The following is a 26,585-nucleotide window of genomic DNA, read 5'->3' as shown; positions in this document are numbered from 1 at the left end:
CGACGACGGACAGTAGGCGGGCGAGCCGGTCCGCGAGCCGGCGTCGCCAAGATCTGTGGACGGCCGACGCCCAGCCCCACCCGGTCGGGTGTCACCCGCCGTGAGCAACCACCACACCGGGGTCGAGGTCCTGGGGCTCAGGATTTCCGGCGCATCCCGCTGCCGGACGGCCGCGAGCACGCCGCCTCACTGGTCTGGAGCACCACGCCAAGCCCCTGGGACTACGACATCATCGGTCGCGTGGACTGATCTGCCCGGCCCCCGGTTCCGCCCCCTGCCTCTCCCGCCGATGACGGGATCTGACCGATCAGCATCGCGGCTGCGGCAGGCCCCTCAGGCCGGCGCCGGCGAGGAAGGGAGCAAGCGTGAAGCGACGTATCGGACTGGGCGGGGTTCTGGCCCTTGGCCTCTCTGCACTCCTGGCCACTCCGGCGCAGGCCGCAGCGGACGTCGGAACCGTCTACGTGCCCGACGACTTCCTCAAGGCCGCCTCCGACACCCGGGCGACGGGGCACTACGAGGTCGACGGGACCGCACTCCACATCTGGACGGAGGGCTCCGGGCGCACCGACAAGGTGGCCGAGTACATCGCTACCGACACCTCGCTGGATGGCCTCGACGAGCCGTTCCTGGAGTACGAGGCGACGTCTGGTGGCGTTCCCGGCTTCCAGCTCATCGTCGACTTCGACGACGACGGCACCTCTGATGGGATCCTCATCGGGGAGCCCGGCTTCTACGGCAACGACTGGTGGCTCAGCAACGCCGCCGAGCAATTCGTCAAGGACGGCGCCCCTCTGCACACCGGTGGGTTCGGAAGCGCCGACCACGGCACCCTGGCCGACTGGGACACGGCCTTCCCCAGTGCTCGGGTGATCGCCTTCGGGTTCTCCCTCGGCTCTGGGGTCGAGGGCGACGGCGTCCTCGACGCCATCAACTTCGCTGGCGTCCGCTACACCTTCGCCGAGCACACCGTGCTCACGGGCAAGGACGCCTGCAAGGGGGGCGGCTGGGCTACGAGCACCAAGCCGGAGTTCCGCAACCAGGGGCAGTGCGTGAGCTACTTCGCCAAACTGGAGAAGATGAAGTAGGCGACTAGGCTCCTCGGACCGAAGGCCCCCATCTCCGCTACGGGGTGGGGGCAATCGGCGCGTCAGAGACTGGACCCTCTACGAAGCCCGACCCCTAGCCCCCGGTCCCTCAGCACCCCACGGGAGGGCCTACTGGCGAACGCGGTGTGCGTTCGGACGGGATGGCCGTCGAAGCCACTCGAGATTGGGCTGGCGAGTCCGCATCGCGACGACGTCGGGGAGCGGCACGCGGAGCTTGAAGACCTCGCGGAGGCGATGACCCGCTCGCGCGCCGGGATCGCGGCGCACAGGCAGTTCAGCAACGACAGATGCACGAACCGGCATGTGTGACGCGCCGCAACGGCTTCCGGCTTCTCCACGGCCACGTCGGGGTCCATCAGTTCCCCCATCTCAGAACCGCGCCCGATGAAGCGGTCGACACCGCCCAGGGGCGAAGGCAGCAGCCACCCACCCTGGCGTAGCGGAGCTCCTTCGGTGACAGTCCTCCGGCCAACGGCAACCGGGCAACCGGGCAACCGGGCAACCGGGCAACCGGGCAACCGGATGCTCCTTCGACCTGCCAGACGGAGGTGTCCAACGACCTCGTGCGGGATCAGCGGCGGGCCATCTTCGACCTGTCCAGAGCCAGGTCGAACACGCGGTGGTGCTGGCCGTGATGGCCCCCGGCGGGTGGTGCAGCCGACCCCGGTCACCCGGCTGAGGACGCCGTCCGGATGGACGCTGCGCGGGCTCGTTGCCCGGCGTCGCCGGTCGCAGCGGTGAGTGCCACGGGCCCGGTGACCGGGTCTTCCGGGACGGCCTTCGCCGATGCGGGCGGGTGCAAGCCGTAGGCGGCGAGCACGGTTCATCCCGCGGTGCGTGTGGCTGGAGACCACGCGAGCGCCGGGTGTCACCCGACGCCGGGGGCGGCCTCGCGCGACCCGCGTCCCCACGGCCTCCTGTTGCGGCCGCGGGGACACGGACGGCGACCCCTCGTCGGAGCACCGCACGGTCACCTCAGGACGAGGTCCTCGAGACCGGCCGTTGCCAGCGCTCCCCGCAGGCGAGCGAGGATCCGGGCGCGTGTCGGACCGATGCTGCCGACCGGCATGCCCAGGCGGGCGCTGATGTCCTGGTAGCTGATCGGCGGAGACGCGACCAGCAACTCCATCAGCTGCCGGTGCCGGTCGGGGAGCTCGGCCAGCGCTCGACGGACCAGTACCTGGTGCTCCCGTCGCAGCGCGGCCGCCTCGGGACCGTCCTCGTCGGGGCCGTCGTACCGGGCGCCCGCCCCGAGGCCGCGGTCCTCGTCCCAGTCGGTGAGCTGTTCGCGCCCGCCCTGACGGATGACCTGCAGGCACACCCGGTGGGCGGTCGTCTTCAACCACCCCGCCACGTGGTCGGGTTCCCTGAGGTCGGCGACGTGCTCGACCAGCCTCAGCCACGTCGTCTGCACCGCGTCCGCGGCCTGCGCCTCGTTGAGCCGGAACCCGCGGACCACCGACCACAGCAGACCGGAGTACTCGTCGACGATCGCGTTCCAGGCGGCCGCATCGCCCTCGGCAGCACGGTGGATCAAGACGGTGACCTCGGGAGGCTCCATGTCCCTGTTCCTCTCGTCCGCTCGGCGCACCGCGCCGACACGGAAGAGGTTCGGGAGGCCGCGCTAGCGGAGCGCCAGCCGGATGGAGCCGCTGGTCAGAGCCAGGAGGAGCAGGCGGGCGGCCCTCAGCCGCGGGGACTCAGCCGCTGCGCGAGCGCGCGCGTCCGTGGCTGGGGTGGCACACCCAGCTCGCGCAGCATCTGCTGGCAGCGGCGCAGGGCGCGGTGGGCGTCGACGAGGTCGCCGTCCGCGAGGTGGACGGCGACGAGCAGCTGGTGGGCGTCCTCGGAGCAGTTGTCGGCCCGCAGGGCACGCTCGGCGAGGGTCCGGGCCGTCGTGGTGTCCCCCCGCGCCAGCAGCAGGTTGCCGGCCCGGACGGCGCTGGAGACGAACCGGCTCCGCAGGCGGTCCCGCTCCCACTCCAGCCAGCTCGCACCGGTCACGTCGGCGAGGAGGTCCCCACCCCACAGTTCCGCCGCCCGCAGGTAGGCCGAGAGTGCAGCCGAGGGCGCGCCCTGGCGCTCCAGCCGGGCTGCCTCGTCCAGGGCCCGCTCGAACTGCAGCACGTCGATCTCCAGGGCGCCGTCGGTGACGAGGTGCAGCACCGGGCCGGCACTCCGCAGGAAGTACGGCGGGTCGAGCTCGCCGCGGTCGGGCTCGAGGAGGTTCTGCAGGTAGGTGAGGGTCACGCGCAGGTTCCGGCCGGCCGCCGCGTCGTCGAGGTCGGGCCACAGCTCCGAGGTGATGGCGGTCCGCGTCGGCCGGTCGTGGACGAGCAGGTAGCCGAGGAGCTGACGCACCCGCTCCCTGCGCAGCTCCGGCGCGGCGACGACCGCGCCGTCGCGGCGGAGCTCGAGCGGGCCGAGGACGCGCAGGTGCAACCGTGCGTTCGGCACCGCCGGGATCGCACGCAGCAGCGAGCGGGCGGTGGCCGCGAGGGTCGGGGGTGCCGTCGCGGCCTGGGTGCGCAGGGTCACCCGGGCGGCGGGGCCGAGCTCTTCGATCAGCGCACGGGCACCGTCCTGGCCGGCGGCCACCATCCCCAGGGCCAGCTCGGCCACCCACGGCACCGGCAGCAGGGCGCGCAGGACCGGCCAGACGCTGGGCGGCAGGGCACCGACGGCCGGGGTCGTCGGCCCGTGCTCGCGCAGCTGGACGAGGGCGCGCGCCCCGGCGTGCAGGTCGGCGAGGGCACCGGGCGGCGGGTCGGCGTCCCAGCGTCCCCGGACCTCGGGCACGAGCACGTAGAGCAGGGGCAACGCGACCGGGGAGACCCGGATCGTGCCGGAGTTGCGGCCACCGCCGGGCGAGCTGATCGGCCGGAGGATGGCGGCTGCCTGCTGCTCGTCTCCGGTCGACAGGGCGTGGAAGACCTCCGCCAGCGTCCCCGCGACGGGCGCCCACGCGACCGGGGAGCCGCGGAGGACCGATCGCGACGTCTGGAGCAGCTCACCGGCCTCCGTCCGTCGTCCCAGGACGTCGAGCAGGGAGACCGCGCAGGTCACCAGCTCCGGTGAGGTCAGCACCTTGGCCGGGTGCATGTCGGCGAGCAGGTACGGCAGCAGCCGCTCCGCCTCGTCCAGGCGCCCCCGCAGGCGGAAGGACTCCACGAGGAGGGACCGCGCGAGGCCGTGCATCGTCGTCGCCGGGTGGGACAGCGCCCGTCGGGCCAGCACCTCGCCGGTCGCGGCGTCGCCCAACCTCAGCAGGACGAGCTGGGCGTGCAGCCAGTGGTGCACGGGGTTGAGCGCCGTCCGTGACGTGAGACCGGGGTCCGCCAGCGCGGACCGGACCTCGTCGGTGCTGCGCGCCAGGATGCCGCGGACGAGCGCGACGAACGTCCGGGCCCCGGAGTGCTCACCCGCCGGCAGCTCCGCCAGCAGCAGCGCCATCCGGCGGCGGTCGTTGCGCCAGAACGCCAGTTGGACCAGCGCGTTCACACAGGCGTAGCGCAGGTCGGGGTCCCCGTGCGCGCCGGCGAGCGCCTGCACCAGGAGCTCCTCGGCCGCGCCCGGGCTGGTCGGCTGCGCCGCCATGGCGGCGAGCAGCAGGCCCTCAGGGCTCTGCTGCACCTCGAGCGGCAACCGGCGCAGCCACGACTCGAGGACGTCGGTCGGCACCAGCGCGGTGCAGCACTCGCAGACCTCCACGACCAGCCGGCGGACGTCCTCCCACGCCTCGGCGTCCAGCAGCAGCCCCATCGCCTCCTGGTACTGCCCGCGGCCGCGCAGGACGGCGGCCGCGGTCCGCCGCGCCTCCGCCACCTGCCCGGCGTCGAGGTGGTGCTGGAGGGCCGCTGCCCACAGCCCGTGCAGCGACCACCACCCGGAGCGGGAACGCACGACCAGGGGCAGCCCGTCCAGCAGGGACCGGAGGTGCACGTCCCGGCCGAGCAGCGCGGCGGCGATCTCGTCGTCAGCCCCGCCCACGGCGACGAGCAGCGCGAGCGCGTGGCGGCGCTCCGGCGACAGCTGGGTGAGCAGCTCCTCCCAGACGTACCCGCTGACGGCGAACGGGCCCGCCGTGGCCGTCAGCTCGGCCAGGGCCGGCCAGCCCCCGACGTCGCTGAGCAGCTCGGGTGCGACACCGCGGGACTCCGCGAACGCGGCGACCTCGTCCTCGTGGAACTGCAGGTCGCCCTCCCGCAGCACCACGGCGTGCCCGGTGGCCACCAGCCGCGAGATCGACAGCGGCAGCGGCGGACGGGAGGCGAGGACGAGGTGCCCGTTCCTCGGCAGCTCCTCGACCAGGTGGCCGAGGAACTCGCCGGCCGGCGATCCCGGGGTCACCAGGTGGACGTCGTCGAGGACCAGTGCGATGTGGCGGGGAGCCGCGCTCCACAGCGCCTCGGCGACCGCGACCGCAGCCTCCCGCGGGTCCTCCGGCACGGGGGTCGAGAGGCCGACCGCGGCGAAGGCACCGGAGGCCAGGACCGAGAGCGTCGCGTCGTCCCGCTGGCAGGTCAGCCAGCGGTCCTCCCCCGCGGGGGACAGCGCGTTCTCGCTCACGGCCTGACCCAGCAGCGTGGTCTTGCCGAACCCGGCGGGTGCCACCACCGCGGTGAGGGGGCGCTCGAACCGGCTCCGCAGCGCGTCCAGGAGCCGGGGCCGCACGATCAGGTCCCGGCTGGCGAGCGGCGGTGCGTACCTGAGCGCCCGGCTCATGGGCCGACTGTAGGCACCGTGTGACCGTCGGCACACCCGGATTCGTCACCGCTGATGCCTGGCTAGCGCCGTCCTCCGACCCGATCCCCTCGCTCCTCGTATCAGGGTCGGGCGTCGCGGCCTCTGTCCGGTGTCAGTCTCATCCGGACCCGACCTGGCGTCTCCTCGGTCTGCCGGTGGGAGCACGAGTGCCGGGAGGAGGCGGTCATGGGCCGCGACGGTCGCTGTTCGTGGGACGACGGGCAGGTGATGAGCCTCGTGGCCCAGGCGCTGGACGACGGGGAGGCCGGCTGTGACGAGCCCCCGACGTCCTCGGCACAGGACCACCGGCCGGCCGAGCTCTCCCTGGCCGACGTCGTCGACGCGGGGCGGGCCGCGTTCGTCTGGCTGGACGTGATCGTCTCCCTGCGGCACGTCACTCGGCACGACGGGCTGCCCCGGGAGCCTCGACCCGTCATGAGCCCGGCTCCGACCGGGCTCCCCTGACCGGGACAGGCGATCGGGCGAGGCGCCGACCCGCGGTCCTGCGACGACGTCCCCCGCGGCGAGGTGCACGACATGACGGTGACGGCCGGTTGACGGTCCCGGCCGTAGCGTCCGACGACGTCACGTCGGGAACGCGCGTCGCCGGTCGTGCGGCAGGGGCGGGCGAGGACGGCGTGGACCGGGCCGTCCACCTCGGGGCTCGGTCGAGAGGAGCAGCTCATGCGACAGCTCGTCGTCTGTTGCGACGGCACCTGGCAGCAGCCTCGGAACCGGACCAACGTCCACCGTCTCGCGGCCGCCTTGGCGCCGGTGGACGTGAACGGCCACGAGCAGCGGTGCCAGTACTTCCCGGGAGTCGGCGCCAACGGCTCCCTCGTCACCCGGGTGACCGGCGGCGTGGCGGGCGAGGGCCTCTCGGAGAAGGTGGTCGAGGCCTACTGCTGGGTCGCGACGACCTTCCGGGATCGTGACCGGATCTCCCTCTTCGGGTTCAGCCGGGGCGCGTACACGGCGCGCAGCCTGGCGGGGATGATCAGCGCATGCGGCCTGCTCGACCTCTCCGGCCTGTCCGGTGGAGCGGCGCGGGGACTCGTCGAGCGGGTGTACGAGGAGAAGTACCGGGCAGGCAACGCGGCGCAGCCGAGCTGGCGGCGCGGGCTCCGGTTCGCCTTCGATCCCGAGCAGAAGGCCGACGTCCCCGTCCGGTTCATCGGCGTCTGGGACACCGTCGGGTCCCTGGGTGTCCCGGATCACCTCGGCCTCGTGAACCTGGCCGACTCCCCCCTGCGCTACCAGTTCCACGACGTCACGCTCAACCCCTGCATCCCGCACGCACGTCACGCCGTCGCGCTCGACGAGTTCCGCGGCCCCTTCGCCCCCACCCTGTGGTCAGCACCGGCCGCCGGGCAGGACGTCCGGCAGGTCTGGTTCCCGGGTGACCACAGCGACGTCGGGGGTGGGCACCGCGAGACGGGCCTGTCCGACGGGGCCCTGCTCTGGATGATGACCGAGGCCACCGAGGCGGTGGGGCTGGCCTTCGACCAGGCCGCGGTCCGGGTCGTCCGCGCGGACCCCGCCGACCGGATCCACGGTGACGTCCGCAGCGTGTCCGGGCCGGCCGGGTGGGTGGCCGAGGCGCTGTTCCAGCCCCGGCCCCGCGCCGTGCCGCTCCTGGACCCCGGGGGCCGGGACGATCCGGCGGTGCACGCCTCTGCCTACGCCCGGCAGCAGGAGCAGGGCCTCCTCGACGGGCCCTACCGTCCCACCCGTCGGCTCGCCCCGCGGGAGTCCGTGACCGTGGAGGTCCGCGCGGACGACTGCTGGAACGAGACCGGTCTCCACCTCGAGGCGGGCCTGCACCGGTTCACCGCCGAGGGCTCGTGGTGCAGTTCCACGTTCGAGTCCGGTCCGGCCGGTGGGACCGGCGGTCGCCTGCTGCGGCCGCGCGCCATCGGTCAGCTGGGCGGCACCCTGGTGGGACGGGCCGAGGAGGTCTACCGGCGGCTCACCGGGAACCGCGCCGCGGACTTCTACGGAGCGCGCAGGGAGGAGACGCTGCCCTGGATGTCGCTGGTGGGTGTGCTCGCCAACGAGGTGTCGAACGTCCCGCCGCAGCACGCACGACCGCACGAGCGGATCGCCATCGGCGCAGGCGTCGAGCATGACGTGGCCCGGCCCGGGTACCTCTACGCCTTCGCCAACGACGCCTGGGGCTTCTACGGCAACAACTCCGGCCGGGTGCGGCTCACCGTCACCCGCGTGTGACCGGCCGCCGTGCCGCAGCCGCCGGGGTCATGGCGCCGTCACCACCGCGGACGCCCCGGGGCTCACGGCGCGGTCATCGTCGGCGCGCACGGCGGCGAACCGGTGGGGGTGTGCGGGTCAGCGCAGACCGGTCGGCCACCGGAGCCGGATCACGCCGCGTCTGGCCTCCCGCCCGGGCGTCAGACTCTCGTTGGCCAGGTAGACCCCCTCCGGGTTGGGCACCGCGGAGGCCACGGAGACCAGCTCCGGTCCTCGGTACATCGCCGACCACAGCGGTGTGCTGCCATCCGGGCTGACCACGAGCACGCCGGTGCGTCCGGCCTGCCGCAGCAGCAGGCGGGCAGGCAGGCGCATGACCAGCGGCTTGACCCAGGCGTGCGCGTGCACCCAGGTGACCAGCCGGCCCCGCTCCGCGAACAGGGCGACCCAGATCCGCCCGTCGGCGTCCCGGTCCATCCCATCGGCCATGCCGGGGAGGCCGTCGAGCACCACGTCGGCGGCTCCGGCCCGGGGGCCGCGCAGGTGGAAGCGGGTCAGGCGGAACATCGACGTCTGCGTGACGAGGACGGACTCCTCGCGCGGGCGCTCGGGGTGCGGGTCGAGGAGCACCGCGTTGACGAAGTGGAACCCGGCCGCCACCAGCCGGGTGGTCCCGGTGTCCAGGTCGTGTCGCCACAGCCGGCCGTTCGGGGCGAGTGCGATGGCCTCGTCGACGGCGTCGTCCACCGACGCGCCGGTGTAGTCGAACGGCTCGGAGAAGTAGATGCGCCGACCGTCGTCGCTGACGTCGAGGTTGTCGCACACGGCCAGGGGGCGGCGCGGCCCGGTCCGTCCGGGTCCGGCCTCGGGCGCGGTCGGGTCGTCGTCGGCGTACACGACCGGCCCGCGCGGTCGGCCGTCGTCAGCGGGGACCTCGACGACGAGCGGTTCGATCGAGCGGTCGTGCCGTGTCAACCGGTACAGCCCCGGGGCGACCGCACCTGTCCCGTCGAGTCCGCCGTAGGACCCGGCCACGCACAGGTAGACCCGGTCGGGGTCGTCGGGCGCCTCGTGCAACCCGTAGGCCATCGACGGCAGCTCGACGAACGGCTCCGCGGCGTGGGTCCGGGTGTCGACGGTCCAGATCCGCCGGTCGGTCGCGGTGACCAGCGCGGTCGCGCCGGCGTCGACGAACACCAGGTCGTCGATGCCCGGCAGGTCGGACGGGAACCGTTCCAGGTCCCGGGCGAAGTCGGCGGAGTGGTCGACCGCCGCGACCGCCGCCGCGGTGGACCCGTCCACGTGCAGGGGGCCGGCGATCTCGATCTCCGGCCGGGGCGCCGACCGCCGCCACCACACCAGTCCGGTCAGCAGCGCCAGCCCGAGCCGGATCACGAGCGGGCTCCGCGTCCGCTGCGGTGCGGTTGGCTGCCGGCGGCCCGTAGCCAGGCGGTGGTGTCCTCCAGCGTCCGGGTCAGCGGACGCGGGCTCCAGCCCAGCTCCGTGCGGGCGAGGGTGGTGTCGTACCAGGCGTAGCGCCCGAGCAGCTGCAGGACCTCGGGAGCGACCGGGAGCTCCTTCCGGCGCAGTCTGCTCACCAGGCCCGCGACGGCCACCGCCGCGTGCAGCAGGGCGACCGGCGCCCGGAGCCGGGGCGGGTCGACGCCGCCGATCGCGGCCACCTGCTCGAGGAAGCCGTCCGCGGTGACGTTGTCCCCGCTGAGCAGGTAGCGCCGGCCGGACACTCCCCGCTCGGCCGCCAGCAGCATGCCCGCGGCGAAGTCCCGGACGTCGAGGCAGCCGAATCCCCCGACCGGGATCCTGACCCGCACCCGGCCGGTGAGCAGCGCCCGGACGAGCCCGTTCGCGGGCGCTCCGACGGGGTCGTCCGGGCCGAGGGTGAACGACGGGCACACGGCGACCACGGTGAACCCCGGCCGGGCCAGCGCCAGCGAGGCCCGCTCGGCGTCGCCACGGAGGACCGCGTACGGGAGGGGGAACGCGTGCTCGGCCGGGTCCGCGGACTCGTCGAGTGCCTCCGGCCTGCGGTTGACCCCGATCGCCAGGGCGCTGCTGGTGACGACCGCGGTCCGGACGCCGTTGGCCGCGGCAGCTGTCAGCAGGCGCTCGGACCCGAGGACGTTGACCCGCCGCATCTCCTCGACCGTCCGAGCGCCGCCACCCATCCGGACCCTGAAGGCCGTGTGCAGCACCGTGTCGACGCCCGCGCAGGCCGCCTCCACCACCGCGGGGTCCTCGAGGTGTCCCTCGGCCTCCTCGACGTCCAACTGCTCCAACGGCCGCCGGTCGCTGTCCCGGAGCTCCAGGACGCGTGGCCGGACCCCGCGGTCGTTGAGCCGCCGGACCACGTGCGACCCCAGGAAGCTCGTGGCGCCGGTGACGAGAACGCCGCTCACCGCGGGCCTCCGCCGACGCCGATCCGCAGGCTGCGGGCGTACAGGCCGTGCTCGTCCAGTTCCAGCTCGGTGCAGCGCTGCAGCCTCCCCAGCCGCAGCACGGCCCGCAGCGACTCCTGCAGCGTGACCTCGGAGGCGTAGCGGCCGAGGCACTTGTGGCGCCCGAACCCGTGCTGCAGATAGAGCCGGCTCTGCGGGGCCTCGCGGGCGCGCTCGGCGTCCTGCCGGTAGCCGACGAGCTGCTCGTCGCGGGTCACATCGAAGGCCAGCGGCCGCGGCACCGCACGCGGGTCGCGCATCGCGCCCGCGTAGCCGACGAACACCGGGGTGCCCCGGCGGATCGGGAGGCCGCCGAGCTGCGCGCCGTCGGTGGTGCACAGCCGCAGCAGCACCTCCCCCTGCGGCCGCAGCCGCAGCGCCTCGAGGGCGTACGCGCGCAGCCTGGCCAGCCCCGTCTCGTAGCCCGCGTCTCCGGGGTCCAAGCGGGCGAGTCGCACCGCGTCGTCGTAGCTCGCCCCGTCGACCGTCTCGTACTCGCCCGCCTGCAGGCGCAGCACCGCGTCGACCACCCGGCAGGTCGCCTCCTGCGGGTTGACGACCGCCCCGACCACGACACCGAAGACGTTGGACCGGATCATCGAGTCGGACAGGCGCCGCGCCAGCTCCCCGTCGGGCGGCGGGGCGCCGAGCAGCGCGGTGACGTCCTCCGCGAGCGCACCCCCCTCCGCTCCGCCGACCTCCTGCTGCAACCTGAGCAACCGGGTGAGCAGCGTGTCCGGGACGGGCTCACCGCGGAGCAGCCGCTGCTTCTGCGCAACCAGCAGCGCGTGGATCCAGGCGGTGAGGTACTCGGTGGCGACCAGCGCGCGCTCGCGGGCCTCGGTGAACCACGGGCTGGCCTGGTCGAAGTTGTTGAAGGTGTTGCGGAAGACGTCCTTGATCCAGCCGAAGAGGTCGCCGGCCGTGGGGACCCGGCCCTCCGCGATCTCCTGGAAGGCGTAGACCCGGAGCAGCGCGTCGTCGAGGGGGAACGGGTCCCCGCCGTTGCACCCGTCCAGGGCCGACGGCTCGCCGAGTTCCGCAGCCGGCACGCCGAGGTAGTCGCCGACGATCCGCATCGGCACCGACCTGGCCAGGGTGGGGACGACGTCGACCACGCCGTCCTCGGCCGACGCGGCCGCCCTGGCCCAGCTCTCGGCCTCCGCGCGGGCCAGGGCGGTGAGCCGCGGCTCGTCGGCGCGGGACACCGTGCGGCGCAGGAGCACGTCGTCGATCCGGTACAGGTCGTCGTCGTCGGTGCCGAGCAGGAAGTGGGAGAAGGCGCCGGGGTTCCTCGTCCGGTCGTCGGTGGCCCGGGCCATCTCGCGCGCGTACAGGTCCACGGTGAACAGGTCGGGGCGCGACAGGCAGGTGATCACGTGCTCGTGCCGCGCAACGACCACCGGGCCGAAGGCCGGCCGGAAGACCGGCATCACCTCATCGGGCTGGTCGAGGAGTTGCTGCAGCATGTCCAGGGGGGCCGTGGCCACCCAGGTCGAGACGACCCGGCCGACCGCCTCGCCCCGTCGCTCGGCTGCCGCGGCGAAGGCTGCGGCGGCGGCTCCGGCAGCCTCCCGGTCCTGCTCGTAGAGCTCTGGGTGGCCGCTGTACCCCGGGTCGGCCGGGTCGGGCACCGGGGGTGGCGGCGGGAGCGGGGTGTCCGCCTCAGCGGTCGAGACGTCGTCGAGGAAGCTGCCCGGCGTCGGGGTAATCGCGATCATCAGGGGCTCCAGGCGCTCGATCTCAGGGTGCAGGCGTGTCGCTCAGGAGGCGGAGAGCGGTGATGCTGGGGACGAAGAAGTACTCGCCGCCGCGCACGGTGACGAAGCGCGGGAGCCCCCTGAGCCAGCGCGGAGGCCGTCCCTGCCAGGTGAAGGTCCCCCCGCCCGGCCCGGCGATCGGATCCGGGTCGTTCCGCAGGCCGTCGAAGTCCGGCGCGTTGATCCACTCACGCTGCACGAACTCGTACTGGCGCTCGATGCTCGCGTTCAGGAAGACCCCGACGAGCCCGCGGTCGGCGCCGTCGTCGGACGCTCCGTCGGCCAGCTCGGGGCCGTACGGCAGCCCTCGACGGATGAGCAGGTGCCGGCGCTCGGAGGGTGAACCCGTGCGCGGATGGGCACGTCGCACGTGCGCGCCCCGCGGGCAGCGGAAGCCGAGCTCGTCGTCGACGTAGTCGAAGGCGTTGTTGTGCTTCACGCAGGAGGCCAGGACGGAGTCGTCGGCCCGTTCGGCCAGCGCGAGCGGTGCTCCGCTGGGCCAGCGCCCCATCAGTTTCGCGGCCAGGAGGTCCGGATCCCCCCTCCCCTCGGCGTCCAGGTAGCGGCGGAACGCGGGGACGTCCTGGGAGAGCTTGCGGTACACGGCGTAGGTGCCGTTGCGTCCGAGGAGAGCCGGGTGGAGTGCGCTGACCGCGTCCCGCTCGTCGGGGTGGCCCAGCAGGAACTCCCCGGGCTCCACCGGCGGCCGACCGGGCGGTGCGTGCTCCTCCAGGCCGCTGCCGCGCAGCACCGGTTGGGAGATGCCATCCCGGAAGCCGAAGTGCTCGCGCTCGGCGTGCGCGCCACCGAGCGCGGCGGCGTGTTCGCAGCCGACCTCCTCGAGGCCGCCCGCGGCCCCGGCCCGCTCGCGGAAGGCGTGCACCCGCTGATCGAGCTCGCCCCCGTCGTGCGCGGAGAGCATGAGCATCGCGTGCACGCCGCGGGAGGCGAAGGGCGGCTCCGGCTCCCACTTGCCGGGGAGGTCGTCGCCGACGTCGCCGAGGTGCTCGGCAGCACGCGCGGCCATGCCCTGGCGGAAGTCCGCCGGGAAGCTGTCGAGGGACTCCGTCGGCAGGCCCAGCGCCTCCAGGCCCGGGTAGGTCAGTGCCACGTTCGCGCACCACGACGGTGCGGCGTCCCACTCCTCAGCCGTGGTGACCGGATCGACCATGCCGGCCAGCCATGCACGGGCGGCCGGCCCGTCGGTGAACCGGTAGAACAGGTATGCGGCGTGGGGCATGCGGTACCCGCGCAGCACGAACCCCTGGATGTCGCTGCGGTCCAGCACGGTCGCCTCCGACTGCATCGTCCGCAGCTACCGGCTGGCTTCGTCCAGCGCGTCGATGAAGCTCTGCTTCAGCCGCAGGGCGCTCTTCACCTCGCGCACCCTCGCCATGGGATAGGCCCGGTAGTAGACGTCCGACGGCAGTGAGTTGTCCCTGATGTACTTCTTGAACGCCTCGATGTCCGTGGCGCCGCCTTCCGGCCATCCCACGCAGTTGTCGTAGATGAGCTGGAAGGAGTCAGGCGCCTTCTCGGCGAAGTCCTGGATGTACCGGTCCCACGGGGGGTCGTAGTTGGTGGTGAACAGCAGGCCTCCCTCTTCCCCGTAGTCGGGGAGGATCACCCATCGGGCGAAGTGGACGGTGCCGATCTCGTCGAGGGGACCGGGCTGGCCCGAGGCGATGCGCTCCCCCACCGTCGCCAGGACCTGCCGCAGTTGCTCCCGCCGGCCGGGCTTGATGTGCACCAGCGCGGTCAGTGCCTGCGTGCCCCTGGCCAACGGCGAGCTGGCCGAGTCCTCGGTCACGTCTGCCGTCCGCGAAGTCGTGGTCACGGGGTGCTCCTCTCGGGACTGCGGTCGGATCCGGCGCGCTCCCCGTCGGGACGCGGGTGTGCCCGGGCCTCCCCGGGCCTGTCCGAGGCGGTGTCTCGGTCCCGTGCCGCGCCGGAGTCGACGGGGGCGTCAACTGCCCGGTCACCCGGCGACACGGCGACCACCTCCCGACGCGACCCGCTCCCCGCGTCGGACGGGAGCTCCGCGATCGGGCGCAGTGTCGCGAGCGGCCCGTCACGGCGGCGTCACCGCGCAGGTGACGACACCCGTCGGGGCCGGCACCTGCCACGGGACCGGCCGTCGGGCACGCCTCCCGGGCCGGCTCAGGGCTGGTCCGGGCCACCTCGCGCGGGGAGCGGGGTGCCGTTGACCTTCTCGACAGTCGGTCTGCGGATCGGCGAAGTCTCACTGCCGCGTGCGTCTTGTCGTCAGGAATGCCCGTTCAAGAACACGCGTTGGCGTCAACGATCACAGGTCAGCGGGCCCCAGGTCGCGGTCGGCGAGTTTGCGCTGTAGCTGCGACAGAGCGCGTGCCCGCGTCGGGCCGATGCTGCCGATCGGCATCGCACAGGTCGCCGCGACCTCGTTGTACGAATCCAGCTCGTCGCGGAACAAGGCGATGAGGAGGCGCTGCTGCCGGGGCGGAAGCTCGGCCACGGTCGCCCAGAGGTCGCGCGCTGCGTCGCCGGTTGCGACGGTGGCCTCCGGATCGACCGCCGGATCGGGGTCCGGTCTGTCCTCGACCATCGGCGCGTGCCGGGCTGCCCGGCGCAGAAGTGCCCAGGACTCCCGGGTTGCGGTGACCGCCAGCCATCCGGCGAGCCGCTCCGGGTCGCGAATAGTGTGCAGCTTCTGCACCAGGCGCAGCCAGGTCGTCTGCGCCACGTCGGAGACGTCCGCCGCCTGCAGACGGAATGATCCGGCCACCGAGCGAACCAGGCGGTCGTAGTCATCGATCAGCTGTCCCCATGCCAGCTGGTCTCCGTCGGCTGCCCGCTCCAGCAGGATCGTGGTGCTGAGCCCGCTCGCGGCGCTGACGTAGGCCTGTGTGCCCATTTCCGATACCACCCTTTTCTGTTCCATTTGTTCCCTGACGCCTCTTCAGGTGGTCAGCGCGGGGAGGTGGATAGGTGTGACTCCGAGAACTCGGGCCCGGGCCGTCGTGGGGAGTCAGCCCGAGGCTGACGAGACGGGCTGAAGGAGCGCTGAACGGCCGCTGGAACGTCTTGAACGGACCCCGACAGGCGGGGACGCTCAGTAGTGGCGGCCGTGCCCCGCGTCATCTGCTCGCGTGGTCCCGAGCGGGTGGGGTGACCGGTGCCGCCCCGGCCGCTGACCTAGATGAAGGACCGCGGCATGCAGATTCAGGTCCTCGGACCACTCGCAATTCAGGTGGCGGGCAGACCGCTTGAGTTGGGGGGTGTCAAGCAGCGGGCTGTGCTGGCGATGCTGGTGCTCAACCTCAACGGGGTGGTCTCCACTGATGCCCTGGTCGAGGGCCTGTGGGGAGAGAAGGCGCCGGCCAGCGCCGTCAACACCGTGCAGGTCTATGTGTCGCGGCTGCGCAAGACCCTTCAGGCCGCGACCGGGCCCGACCCGGCGGGCGCTGCGACCGTGCGGCGGCGCGGGCCCGGCTATGTGCTCGAATGCGACCCCGAGCGAGTGGACCTGCATCGCTTTCAGTGGCTGGTCCGCGAAGGTGCGCAGGCGCTGCGCCCGGCACCGGCCCGGGCCGCGAGCATGCTGCAGGAGGCACTCGGGTTGTGGCGCGGACAGCCGCTGGCCGACTTCGCCGACGAGCCGTTCGCCCGGGCCGCGATCCCCCGACTCGAGGAGCAGCGGCTGGCTGCGCTGGTGTCTCTGGTGGAGGCCGAGCTGGCCCTGGGACGCCACGCCCCACTCGTCGCCGAGCTGGAGACCCTCGTCACCCAGCATCCGCTGCACGAGGAGCTGCACCGGCTGCTCATGCTCAGTCTGTATCGCTCCGGCCGGCAGGCCGAGGCGCTGGAGGCCTACCGGCGAGCCCGCCACACCCTGGCCGAGGAGCTGGGCATCGACCCCGGCCGCGCGCTGCGCGAGCTCGAGGCCGCCATCCTCACCCAGGACCCGTGCCTGGACTGGACTCCACCGCCTGCCACGCTCAGCCGCCACGGTTCAGCCGACGCATCAGTCGATGTGCCGCTCGGTCCGGCTGTCCCGCGGCCGCAGGTGTGGAACGTGCCGGCCCGCAATCCGCACTTCACCGGCCGGGACGGCTTGCTCGCCGCGCTGCGCCGGCGGCTGGGCGCGGAGGAGCCGACGCTGGTGGTGCAGGCCCTGTACGGGCTGGGCGGGGTGGGCAAAACCCAGCTGGCCATCGAGTACGCGCACCGGTTCGCCGCCGACTACCAGCTGGTCTGGTGGCTCGACGCCGAACAACCGGTACTCATCCCCGAGCAGCTGGCCGCCCTCGCCGCCCGGCTGGACCTGCCGCCCGGACCGACGGTGGCCGACACCGTCGAGCGGCTGCTCGCGGAGCTGCGCGGCCGGGACCGCTGGCTGCTGATCTTCGACAACGCCGAGCGCCCGGCCGACGTCGCCGCCTACCGGCCTGGCGGAGCCGGGCACGTGCTGATCACCTCCCGCTACCCCGGCTGGGGCGCCCTGGGCGGGCGGCTGGAGGTCGACGTGCTCCCCCGCGCGGAGACGATCGCGCTGCTGCGCGCCCGCATCCCGGCTCTGGACGCGGAGCTGGCCGACAAGCTCGCCGCCGAGCTCGGGGATCTGCCGCTGGCCGCCGCCCAGGCCGCCGGCTACCTGGAACAGACAGAGCTGCCACCGGCGGATTATCTGCGCCGCTTCCGCACCCGCCGAGCCGACCTGCTGGCCCGCGGCGATGTGCTGGGCTACCGCGGACGGCTCGACACCGCCTGGGCAATGTCCCTCGACCGGCTGCGCGGCCAGGATCCGGCCGCGGTGCAGCTGTTGGAGCTGGCGGCCTTCCTCGCCCCCGACCCCATTCCGCTGGTCATGTTCCGGGGCCACGCCGGCCTGCTCGAGGAGCCGCTGGGCGCCACCGCCGCCGATCCCGACGGCCTCGCCGATACTGTCGGCACGCTGGTCGGCTACTCCCTGGCCCGCCGCCACCCCGACGGCTTCCAGGTCCACCGGCTCGTACAGGCAGTCGTCCGCCAGCAGATTCCACCGGACCGCGAGCAGGCCACCGCTCAACGGGTGGCGGCGCTACTCGCGGCCGCCTCGCCCGGCGACCCGGAGGATCCAGCCAGCTGGGCCACCTACGCCCGGCTCGCCCCGCACGTACTCGCGACCGCCCCGCGCGGTGACCACTCCCCCACCGGCCGACGATTGATCCTGGACACCGCCCGCTATCTGTACGCCAAGGGAGATAGCCTCGGCACCCGGGCCGTCTGCGAGCAGTTGCTCGACCGCTGGCGGGCGAACCTCGGCCCCGACGATCCCGACACCCTGAACGCGGCCACCTGGCTGACCCTCGCGCTGTTCTTGCTGAAGGAGCCGACACGGGCCCATTCTCTGGGCAAGGACACGCTGCCCCGCTGCCGCCGGGTGCTCGGCCCGGATCACCCGACCACCCTGTCGGCGGCGACCGCCCTGACGCTGACCCAGAACCAGAGGGGGAAGCCCGAGTCGGCCCGCGCGCTGGGGCAGGAAACCCTCCAGCGCTGCCGCCGCGTGCTCGGCCCCGACCACGCCACCACCCTGTCGACGGCGACCGCACTGACTATCGCTCTGGTCCTCTTGGGGAATGTGAAAGAGGCCCGCGCGCTGGGCCAGGACACCCTGCCGCGCTGCCGCGAGAACCTCGGCCCGGACCACACCACCAGCTTGCTGGTGGCAGCCGCCCTGACCGTTGCTCTAGCCATGCAAGGTGGCGCCGGAGAGGCCCACGCACTAGGCGAGGACACACTGCAGCGCTGCCGCCGCGTGCTCGGCCCGGGGCACGTGACGACCCTGTGGGCAGCAGGCGCCCTGACCCTGGCTTTGGCTCAACTGTCCGAGGCCGGATCGGCCCGTGCGCTCGGCGAGGACACAATTCGGCACAAGAGGTTCGGAAGCCGGCATCTGATCAAAATGTTGGTGGACGCAGGTCTGACCCTTGCGCTGACTTCGCTGGATGAGGCGCCCCAGGCGCGCGCGCTGGGCGAGGACACGCTGCAGCGCTGCCGTGAAGTGCTGGGCCCCGACCACGTGCTCACCCTGTGGGCCGCAGGAGCCCTGACGCAGGCCCTACTCCGGCTGAACGAAGCGGATTCGGCCCGCTCGCTGGCTCAGGACACCCTGCAGCGGTGCCGCCGGATCCTGGGCTCTGACCATCCGGTCGCGGGCTATCTCATCTCAGCCGCCGGCAGCGGCCAGCCTCCTGCCCGGTGATGATGCAGGCGTCGCCCGCCCCATCCGGCCGCAGGACCGTCGACTCATGGCCTGGCGCCGCTTCGTACGGCTGTAGGGCACGGCAGTGGACAGCCAGCTATTTCTCCTTCGCGGTGCTTCGCGTGTGCGAATGACCCATCGAGGGGCTCGCGCGCATTTACGTCCGTCATTGCCCTTGAGGCAAGCACTGAGCACCTCAATAGGAGCAGTAGGTGAATGGGCCTACTTGACTTCTCTGTCGATGCCTGAGGATGTTGGGCATGGCAACCAAGACAAGCGTTGTGCTGGTGGACGACCTGACCGATGAAGCCGCGGACACCACGGTCAGTTTTGGTCTCGACGGCCGTGACTACGAGATCGACCTCACGGAAGCGAATGCCTCCAAGCTGCGCGAGGTGCTCTCTTGCTACGTCAACGCGGCCCGCAAAATAAGCAAGTCGGGCCGGCCGCTTACTCGCACACAGGCCAGGCCCGACCCGGCCGCGGTGCGCGCCTGGGCCAAGGCCAACGGCATTGAGGTGAACGAGAGGGGCCGGATCAAGGCCGAGGTCGTCGAACAGTACCGCGCCGCCAGAAACTAGCACCGCCGTCGGGCAACGTTCGTCTTTGACGCGGCTTCAGATATCCGCGGACCCGCACTCCTGCAAGCTACTGCGCGCGGCGAAGGCCTGCTGCCAGGAGGCGTTGGCCAGGCGCTCGTTGCAGGCCCGGCCCAGCCAGCACCCTAGTGACCTGGCCAACGCCATCAAAGTGGTCCCGCTCCCCTTGGATGCCTGGGTGATCGCCAAGAACGCCAGCAACAAGTGACTCCTTGGCCGACTGACCTCGTCCACACTGACCCCGACAGGACCCCTCCCCCGAGGAGCCGAGTCCATGCCCTGTGACCCACATCGTACTTATCAGCCGCCGAGTCACGGAACTAAACGGTTTGGACGACGAACTTCCAAGCCTGGGTCCGCGAGATCCAGGTCGAGCGCGTGGTGATCTCGAACATCACTCACGCGCAAGCGGCTGACCTGCTCAAACTGTCCTGACTCACATTCTGAGCTGCGGCGATACTTCCTGGTGGGAGTTGGCTCTTGATGGCCGCAGACGGACATCTTGCGGACTGTTGTCCCTCTGCACAGCGGGACGGGGCGACTTCAACCTCCCCCCGGCGACGCTGGGCGACCGCCGCTGGCTCGTACTAGGCTCGCCTACCGGCGAGACAGGGGGAAGTCGCGGTGAAGGCTTTTATCAGTTGGTCGGGGCAACGTAGTCGGGCGGCAGCCGAGGAGCTGCACGAGTGGCTGCAGCCGGTCATGCCCACCACCATCGAGCCCTGGATGTCCGACACGGACTTGGATAAGGGCAGCCGGTGGGCCGTGGGCCTCGGCGAGGGGCTCGAAGAGATGTCGGCCGGCATCAGCGTCCTTACACCCGAGAACTTGCGCTCCCCGTGGCTGAACTTCGAGGCTGGGGCTATCGGTAAGGCCTTCGGTGAGGGGCGAGTGATGACCTTCCTCATCGGGCTGAGCCCGACGGACGTTCCGCAGCCGCTGGCCCAGTTTCAAGCGACGTCCCGCACTCGTGAGGACGTCACGAAGATGATCACGGATCTCAACAAGCTGACCGAGACCCCAATGAAAGACTACATCCTCGCAAAGCAGATTGAGGCATGGTGGCTCCAGTTGGATAGGCAACTGGGGCAGATCGAAAAGAACGCGCCAGCGTAAACACCACCGAAGCGCAGCACCCACGAGATGCTCGAAGAGGTCCTGACACTGTTGCGCGCTATGTCCCGGCAGACCGGCCCTGCATCCTTGACTGGGGTGGGAAGCCTCACTGTCGGTGCAACCGGTCAGTTGGCGGATGCCGACCGCCTCCCGCGCGCCAACGCTTCTGTCCAGGGGACGGCGCGCCGAGTCAATACCTTCGCAGCCCTGGCATTCGAGCACATAGCAGATCAAGTGGGTCGAGAGGAGGCTGATGAGGTGGAGATGTTCTACGACCCGGAGGCCCTCACCGTCTACATCGTTTCCGACTCGGTCTTCCCTCCGAGCCTTTCCGACACCCTGAGCGCCAGTGCACGGAAGCGAGACTTCGCATTGTCCTTTGTTCGACCCAAAGAAATCTCGACCAAGACGTTGAAGAATCTCGTCCTTCTCGGACGAATCGTGCCCATGAACAGCGATCCGAGCGACGGCTAATCGGAGAATGCTCCCAGTCGCTCCAGTGGCTAATCTGCCTGATCCTCTCGCGGTGCGGCTTCCATTGTGCTTGAGACTAGGTAGTCGCCGATGGCGGCGTGCAACTGCTGGAGGATGTCTAGGTCGCTGCGGTTGCGGTTCCAGGCCCGGTAGAGGCCGTGGATGCGTTGCGCCTGCCGCCGCTCTTTGGGCGTAGCTGAGGTCCCGCGCATGTCACCGTGGCTCCCGGCAGGCTGGTGCGCTGCATCCGACCGGCTGATCACGGGCCGGCGGAGAACATTCATCAGGGGATACTGCGGGTCACCCTGCCTGATGACACCGCGCAAGCCGCATCACTGGTGTGGAGGCTCCTCCGTGGCCCCGTGCGACGAGCACAACCTCCAAAGGGCGACGTGACAGCCGAAGGTAGTCCGGAACCGTGACCTCTGCGGCTACCGCGGCCCACCCGTACGTCCACGCGGCGAGTGCGACCGCCGAGCTACACGGTCAACTGGGCGGACTTGCCGCGGCGGCCGGCCAGCTGCCCGACTGGCCACCCCTCGTCGTAGCTGGCCCATGAAAGTCACCGGCGCCCACGGGCGGACCTGGTTCGAGTGGGTGGCCACCATGTCAGTGATCGTCTAGAAATAGGTCCCGGGCCAGGCGAACCCTGGGGGGAGCCATGCAGTCTCGTCCGCGCTATCGTCCGCGCCTGCTGCGCAACGACCGCAAGCTGTTGGATACGGGGTCAGGATCAGCACTGCAGTCTTCGCTCACCCCGCCGGTACCGCCTGGTGGCCGCGTCGCATCCTTCTTTCATCAACACGGGTATGCGATGGCCCGGGACGTCTTGGTGGCGTTACTCGCTGTGGGCGTCACCTTCACCTTGGACTCGCGGATAGCTACGCGTCAGGAGCAAGCGGACGAGCGGCGAGCGGCGCAGCAAGAAGCCCTCGAGAATCTGCGCTTCGTCAGAGACCGAGCTGGGGACCCCGTCAGCATCAAGCCGTTCAACGGCATTCGGCTGCATGAAGCGAATCTATCGGGCCTCGCGCTCGGGTGCGAAGAACCCCAGGCGCCCAACTGTGCATCGTTCGTGGGCGCGGACATGCGCAGCGCCGACCTTTCCTTCGTGAACCTCACCAATGCGGAGCTCACCCACTCAAACCTCAGCGGCGCTAGGCTGCTAGGGGCTCAATTGGCCGGAGCGGACATCAACGACGCGGAACTCGACGGCGCGAACCTCCTTGGTGCGGACCTCACTGGTGCAAATCTCCACGATTCGGAACTTCATGATACGGACCTATTCAGCGCAGAACTCTCCGGCGCGCAAATATCCTTCGCACATCTCCATAACGCGAGCCTTAGAGACGCGAACCTCTTTGACTCGGACCTCTCCTACTCCAGCCTCTTCGGAGCAGACCTCACCGGCGCAAATTTGACTAACGCGGTACTCACCAACGTCAACCTCACCGAAGCCAACCTCACTGGTGCGGTCCTAACCGACGTCTGCTTCGACGATAAAACGACGTGGCCCTCCGGCTATCGACGCCCCGCCACCCCGTCCTGTGAGACGTAGTAGGGCGGAGACGATCACTCCTCGCTCAGGCACTCAACCGGGGCGGGGATGGTCGGGGCCTGCCCCCGGACGTCCGCGGTGTCCAGACCCGGACTCAACCGCCCGATCCCGGCCTTTATCATCCGGATCGCTTCTGCCTTCGCTGATCTCCTCGGCCCCCATCTCGTCGCCGTGGGTCCACATCACCAGCGACGGCCAGTAGACCAGGCCCTCGCCTGGGACGAACCGCCGGATCAGGAAGTCGTCGCCCATGTAGGCGACCGCGAAGGGCAGCGCGTCACCGGGCTCCTGGAGCCTCCACCACTTCGTCATCACTTACTACCTCCACCATGAAGAACACCCGCTGCCTGTTCAGATATTCGAGGCACCGCCAGGCCGAGCACCCCCATGAAGCGCCGATGACTATGGGGCTCGCTCAAGCGAGCGATGCCCCCGGCCCGCGTGGCCGAGCTGGAGGAGCGGGTCGAGAGCCTGTTGTACCGCGACGTGGCCGGATCGCCGGGGATACCTCAGAGGACGGCTGGGACCTCGTGCTGTTCATGCCCGCCCTCACCGACGTGCTGGACGACGACGGCATCCCCGACCCGGAGAAGTTCGCCCACCGCGCCGAGCAGCTCGCCGAGTGGAAGCCCGGCCTGCGCAAGGGAGCGCGGGTGCCGATTCCGACTTCGGACAGGGCCACCGGACGCCGGTCGACCAGGGCTACGGCCCTACTTGCGGAGCCGTCCTGCGGGGCCGTGAGTGAGGGCTGGGCACGTGATGCCTGTGTTGACTGGGCGGCGCGGCGCTCCGGACCCTTCAGGCCGCGCAGCATTACCGTCCCGGCCATGACTGGGCTCTGGCGCAGCACGCAGCAACCCAACTGGCTTTTCGCCGTTGTGGGAGTTGGTGGAGCCGTGTTGGGTGGCGTCCTTGGCGCGATCGCCACGGCCGTCGTCTCTGATGATTCCGACGGTCCTGCTCCTGTAGAACCACGAGCGCCAGAAGTCGAAATCACCTCGTACGGGCAGAACAGGGAGACACCTGTGGTCGAGGGCGGCATGGTGTCGCTGAGTGGGCAAGTGAGTGACCTCGGACCTGGACAGACCGTGTGGCCCTTCGACCGCCACGCAGGCAACTCCGATCTCTACGCCCACTCCGGCCCGTGTCCCGTCGCCGAGAACGGGCGGTGGACATGCGCGCCCTTCGGCATCGGCGAAGACACGGATCCGGCGGGAACCGAGTTCATAGTCTTCGCGGCAGTGGTCGACGATGCGGATGTCCCGGAACTGGTCGCCACGGAGGTGGAACGAAGCCACGGCGACTTCTTGCCCGTCGATGCTAAGGGTGAGCCCAGATCCATCGTTCACCACTCCGTGAAGGTCAAGCGAGGATGAGAACCTCGACGTCCTATCTCCACATAACGCTGTCCGCCGAGGCGAGGTCGTCACCGGACCGCGAGACGATGATCAACAACTAAGTCCGGGCGCTGCGGTCTGCGACCAGGTGCCGGGCCGGCACCAGCGCCAGCGGCGCACCTGAGGGTCCGTGGGCTGAGGGGTCACCCCCATCGGCACCGGGGCTGACCTTCGGAGCCAGCGCGCATGACCCTGACCGCCCGGCACCGCCCGGACCCATCTGACCCGCGAGCAGGTCGGCGAGCCTGCTCCTCAAGCCCGTCCTCGCCGCCAGCATGGCCTTCAACCCGCTGCAGCCCTAGGGCTGAGGTGTCCCAACTAGGTCACCGGGGCGGGGATGGCCAAGCCTCGTCGACTCCGCTCTACAGCAATTCACCAAGGTCACAGCGGGCACCGTGGGTCATCCCGGGAGTCACCATGCAGGGTCACTAAGGCTGGACGTCGAGCTACAGGTTGATCGGGACATGTCACCCAGACGGACGTCCTGACCCGCCAACGCCTAACCGGGCTACACCAAGCGAATGCTCGCCTCACCGATCCGGCTCATGGACGAGCGCCGCTTCGGTCCACCCCCCGCGCCGTGGCGGTCGAGCGCGATGGTCGATGGCGGCCGGTCACTGAGCGGGCCTCGCGGCTATTGTCCGTCGCCGCAGTCTGGATCCCCAAGTTCGGGCAAGTCGGCAGGCCAGCGCGTCGAATCGTCGAAGCAAACGCCAGAAAGATTGACTCGCTCAAGATTCGCGCCCGTGAAGGTCACGCCGCGCAAATCCGCGCCGGAAAGCTGAGCGTCCCCCAATTCGGCCTCCAGCAGCGATGCGCCATCCAACTGAGCGTTCCTGAGGTCCGCTCCATCAAGGTCAACAAGCACGAGGTCCGCCCCCTCGAGCTGCGCGAAGCGGAGGTCGGCACCCCTCAGGTCTGCGACTCCCATGTCGGCCAGTCGAAGGTCAATCCCGACCATGTTCGCGTCCCGCAGATCCGCGTCGATAAGGTTGGTAAGACGACACGCTTTGTCGTCAAGATCGCAACCGAGTTGAAGCCCCGAAAGGTTTGCTCCCTGTAGCTGCATGTTTCTGAAGGGCTTGGTGACTCCAGGCTCCGACCGTTCCCTCACAAAACGCAGGTTTTCCAACGTCTCCTGATTGAACGCCAGGCGGTTCTCCAGCATCAGGACGAGAAGGAAGGCAAGGAGGGCGATTGACAGATCGCGAAGAACCTCAGTCCCCCAGCGAGGCCACCGGGTCCTCGACTTCCCATTTCCCACTTCCATTCTGTCGCCGGGGGCATGCGTCACGGCGGTTCCGGATGCGGTGCCGAGCGCGCCTGCCTTTTCTCCGGCAATTCGTCGGCGGCGCGTCCGTGGTGATCGAGTGGCTGCTTTGAAGGTCTCCACCGGTTCAGGGTGATACTGCTCACCGCGGGCAAGTGGGACGTGGGCTCCCCGGGCGTGGCACTCCGTGTGGGCGGTAGTCGCGCGTTCACGCGGATCATGGCCAAGTTGCGGACGGCCACAACCTCATTGCACCTAAGAGCGAGGGCCGACGTGCGAGCAGTGGGGTCCGGCCCAACAGGAGGCGGCCTGAGTCGTGCCGACGGGATGGAGTCCTAGATGGACACGTGGACTCTCCCCCTGAGCGGCGGGATGGATTCGCAGCGGGTCCCTCAAGAGCCCCGGGCCAGTCATTCCGCGTGCCGGCTAGCCCGGTAGGAGCCGAGCGTCTTCGTGTCACAGAAGGGACGAGTGTGGCCGCTGGGTTTGGTGATCGGGACGGCCCGGACGGCGTCGGCACGGGGTGAGATGGTCGGAGGTGTGAAGAACGCCGCCGCGCTGCTCGCCGACCTGATCGAGGAGTGGACCATCCCCAAGGGCCAGACATCGCTAGGTCACCGCCGTGAGGTAGCGAGCAAGCTGGGGTCGGACGTGTGGTCGTTGCACCAGCGCGCAGTCGGCTACCTCGTGCAGATCGAGCGGGATCTCGACGCTCTCCAGGCGGCGGGTGATGATGTGGACTACTACATCGAGACTGTGCCGTCCTGGTACCAGGCCGTCTTTTCAGTCGCGGCGGGGTGGGACAACGCCGTGGGTTCCACCGTGCGGGTAACCGACCCTCGCGACCTGCGACTCCTTCGCGCGCTCGCGGGAACGGTCGACACCGCTCGTCTGAGCCCCAAGCTGCCGGCGGAACAGCTCGCCGACCTCCGCATCGCGGTCAAGGAGGCTGGTGACCTCGTCGCCGGAGCCGGGGAGGACGTTCTCAAGGACGGGCCCAGGCGATACCTGCTCGGCCTCATCTTCGAGGCGTCCAAGGTCATCGAGGAGATCGAAGTCTTCGGGTCCGCCGCGTTGCGAAGTGTCACCTTTGAGTTGGGCGGAGCCATGGGCGCGGTCGCCGAGCTAGTTGAGGATGAGGAGACGAAGACGACGTGGCGCGAGAAGTCGCGGAAGGTCCTCGCTCAGTGGAGCGCGGTCGTCCCCATCGCGGCGATCACGCGGGAGTCGACGTTGCGGTCAAGGGCTTCACCGGCGGTTGATGCAACGTTGCTCGAGGCCCCGGACCTAAGTAGGTCGAGGCTTTCAAACCTGACTCCCCGGGCAGCGCCCTTTTCGCCGGTCTACGGCGTGAGGGGCCCAGGGATGCTTCCCAGGGGTCAACGTCAGATCTCTGACGGCCTTTAGGCCAGCGGGTGACCGCAAGAACCGGCGCGGCGGAGGATGTCCTTGGTGGGCTTCGTGCCTTGAAAGATGTTCGCGCTCTTTTGCTGCGCCACCGCCGCGAAGAGGCCGAAGATGCCCTGATTCATGAGCGTCATCGTGTCGAGGAATGTCTTCTTGCCCGCCTCGGTGCCGCCGGCGACCAGCACGTTGAGCCCGGAGACGACGGCGGCCTCGAGGAACCGCGCCGCCTGCGGGGTGAGCGTGCCCAGCGCGACCAGCT

General features: G+C 70.7%; 20 protein-coding genes and 1 pseudogene. 10 read left to right on the top strand and 11 right to left on the bottom strand.

The genetic code is table 11. The features are described 5' to 3' along the window. The first annotated feature begins 365 nt into the window (after positions 1–365). Complete coding sequence (locus tag BMW27_RS22615; protein ID WP_091448715.1) at positions 366–1,088, top strand: hypothetical protein; 723 nt, start codon at positions 366–368, stop codon at positions 1,086–1,088. Between the two features lie 991 nt (positions 1,089–2,079). On the opposite strand, the gene BMW27_RS22605 is transcribed toward BMW27_RS22615, so the two are convergent. Then, positions 2,080–2,670: an RNA polymerase sigma factor gene (locus BMW27_RS22605; RefSeq protein ID WP_091448708.1), complete on the bottom strand. Its 591-nt coding sequence runs from the start codon at positions 2,668–2,670 to the stop codon at positions 2,080–2,082. 125 nt (positions 2,671–2,795) lie between these two features. Next, positions 2,796–5,834 carry an AfsR/SARP family transcriptional regulator gene (locus BMW27_RS22600; protein WP_091448706.1) on the bottom strand — a complete coding sequence of 1,013 codons (3,039 nt, stop codon included), beginning with the start codon at positions 5,832–5,834 and terminating at the stop codon, positions 2,796–2,798. A gap of 207 nt (positions 5,835–6,041) precedes the next feature. Here BMW27_RS22600 and BMW27_RS22595 point away from each other — a divergent pair, with 207 nt between their 5' ends. Together BMW27_RS22595 and BMW27_RS24450 are read left to right on the top strand one after the other, a co-directional pair. Further along, positions 6,042–6,320, top strand: a complete 279-nt coding sequence (locus BMW27_RS22595) for a hypothetical protein (RefSeq protein WP_091448704.1) — start codon at positions 6,042–6,044, stop codon at positions 6,318–6,320. A 219-nt stretch (positions 6,321–6,539) separates the two neighbouring features. Continuing rightward, on the top strand, positions 6,540–8,084 hold the full coding sequence (locus tag BMW27_RS24450; RefSeq protein WP_091448701.1) for a DUF2235 domain-containing protein: 1,545 nt from the start codon (positions 6,540–6,542) through the stop codon (positions 8,082–8,084). Between the two features lie 117 nt (positions 8,085–8,201). Here BMW27_RS24450 and BMW27_RS22585 read toward each other — a convergent pair whose 3' ends face one another. The 6 genes from BMW27_RS22585 to BMW27_RS22565 all read right to left on the bottom strand — a co-directional run bounded on the left by BMW27_RS22585 (position 8,202) and on the right by BMW27_RS22565 (position 15,199). Beyond that, on the bottom strand, positions 8,202–9,458 hold the full coding sequence (locus BMW27_RS22585) for an SMP-30/gluconolactonase/LRE family protein (RefSeq protein WP_091448699.1): 1,257 nt from the start codon (positions 9,456–9,458) through the stop codon (positions 8,202–8,204). After that, entirely contained in the window at positions 9,455–10,480 is a 1,026-nt protein-coding gene (locus tag BMW27_RS22580) for an NAD-dependent epimerase/dehydratase family protein (RefSeq protein ID WP_175486631.1), read from the bottom strand. Before BMW27_RS22580 ends, BMW27_RS22585 begins: the two co-directional genes overlap by 4 nt. Further along, on the bottom strand, positions 10,477–12,240 hold the full coding sequence (locus BMW27_RS23090) for a cytochrome P450 (RefSeq protein WP_139206977.1): 1,764 nt from the start codon (positions 12,238–12,240) through the stop codon (positions 10,477–10,479). The genes BMW27_RS22580 and BMW27_RS23090 overlap by 4 nt, the downstream gene beginning before the upstream one ends. 22 nt (positions 12,241–12,262) lie before the next feature. Continuing rightward, complete coding sequence (locus BMW27_RS22575; protein ID WP_091448697.1) at positions 12,263–13,585, bottom strand: Dyp-type peroxidase; 1,323 nt, start codon at positions 13,583–13,585, stop codon at positions 12,263–12,265. A gap of 9 nt (positions 13,586–13,594) precedes the next feature. Continuing rightward, on the bottom strand, positions 13,595–14,116 hold the full coding sequence (locus tag BMW27_RS22570; RefSeq protein ID WP_091448694.1) for a hypothetical protein: 522 nt from the start codon (positions 14,114–14,116) through the stop codon (positions 13,595–13,597). A 468-nt stretch (positions 14,117–14,584) separates the two neighbouring features. After that, complete coding sequence (locus BMW27_RS22565; RefSeq protein WP_217638247.1) at positions 14,585–15,199, bottom strand: RNA polymerase sigma factor; 615 nt, start codon at positions 15,197–15,199, stop codon at positions 14,585–14,587. A 273-nt stretch (positions 15,200–15,472) separates the two neighbouring features. Between BMW27_RS22565 and fxsT the strand changes: the two genes are divergently transcribed. The 5 genes from fxsT (at position 15,473) to BMW27_RS22530 (ending at position 22,252) form a co-directional block, all read left to right on the top strand. Continuing rightward, positions 15,473–18,505 carry an FxSxx-COOH system tetratricopeptide repeat protein gene (gene fxsT / locus BMW27_RS22560; RefSeq protein ID WP_091448688.1) on the top strand — a complete coding sequence of 1,011 codons (3,033 nt, stop codon included), beginning with the start codon at positions 15,473–15,475 and terminating at the stop codon, positions 18,503–18,505. A gap of 260 nt (positions 18,506–18,765) precedes the next feature. Then, entirely contained in the window at positions 18,766–19,086 is a 321-nt protein-coding gene (locus BMW27_RS22555) for a histone-like nucleoid-structuring protein Lsr2 (protein ID WP_091448686.1), read from the top strand. 642 nt (positions 19,087–19,728) lie between these two features. Further along, on the top strand, positions 19,729–20,220 hold the full coding sequence (locus BMW27_RS22545; protein ID WP_091448681.1) for a toll/interleukin-1 receptor domain-containing protein: 492 nt from the start codon (positions 19,729–19,731) through the stop codon (positions 20,218–20,220). A gap of 27 nt (positions 20,221–20,247) precedes the next feature. Beyond that, on the top strand, positions 20,248–20,694 hold the full coding sequence (locus BMW27_RS23085; RefSeq protein ID WP_217638246.1) for a hypothetical protein: 447 nt from the start codon (positions 20,248–20,250) through the stop codon (positions 20,692–20,694). A 661-nt stretch (positions 20,695–21,355) separates the two neighbouring features. After that, entirely contained in the window at positions 21,356–22,252 is an 897-nt protein-coding gene (locus BMW27_RS22530; protein ID WP_091448675.1) for a pentapeptide repeat-containing protein, read from the top strand. A gap of 33 nt (positions 22,253–22,285) precedes the next feature. On the opposite strand, the gene BMW27_RS22525 is transcribed toward BMW27_RS22530, so the two are convergent. Beyond that, positions 22,286–22,567, bottom strand: a complete 282-nt coding sequence (locus BMW27_RS22525) for a hypothetical protein (RefSeq protein ID WP_091448673.1) — start codon at positions 22,565–22,567, stop codon at positions 22,286–22,288. A gap of 215 nt (positions 22,568–22,782) precedes the next feature. Between BMW27_RS22525 and BMW27_RS22520 the strand changes: the two genes are divergently transcribed. Beyond that, positions 22,783–23,628, top strand: a complete 846-nt coding sequence (locus tag BMW27_RS22520) for a hypothetical protein (RefSeq protein ID WP_091448671.1) — start codon at positions 22,783–22,785, stop codon at positions 23,626–23,628. A gap of 655 nt (positions 23,629–24,283) precedes the next feature. Here the strand turns inward: BMW27_RS22520 and BMW27_RS22515 are convergent. After that, on the bottom strand, positions 24,284–25,042 hold the full coding sequence (locus BMW27_RS22515; RefSeq protein ID WP_139206974.1) for a pentapeptide repeat-containing protein: 759 nt from the start codon (positions 25,040–25,042) through the stop codon (positions 24,284–24,286). 417 nt (positions 25,043–25,459) lie between these two features. On the opposite strand from BMW27_RS22515, the gene BMW27_RS22510 reads away from it, so the two are divergent. Beyond that, positions 25,460–26,326 (top strand): hypothetical protein, encoded by an 867-nt coding sequence (locus tag BMW27_RS22510; protein WP_139206973.1) that lies wholly within the window; start codon positions 25,460–25,462, stop codon positions 26,324–26,326. On the opposite strand, the pseudogene BMW27_RS24205 reads toward BMW27_RS22510, so the two are convergent. Beyond that, positions 26,323–26,585: pseudogene (locus tag BMW27_RS24205) on the bottom strand (hypothetical protein); the annotation flags it as partial. The gene BMW27_RS22510 and the pseudogene BMW27_RS24205 overlap by 4 nt on opposite strands.

It is taken from the genome of Geodermatophilus poikilotrophus (assembly GCF_900111455.1).
Taxonomy (GTDB): Bacteria; Actinomycetota; Actinomycetes; order Mycobacteriales; family Geodermatophilaceae; genus Geodermatophilus; species Geodermatophilus poikilotrophus.
The sequence above is the reverse complement of the archived record's forward strand: the minus strand, read 5'-3'. Positions and strand labels throughout refer to the sequence as shown.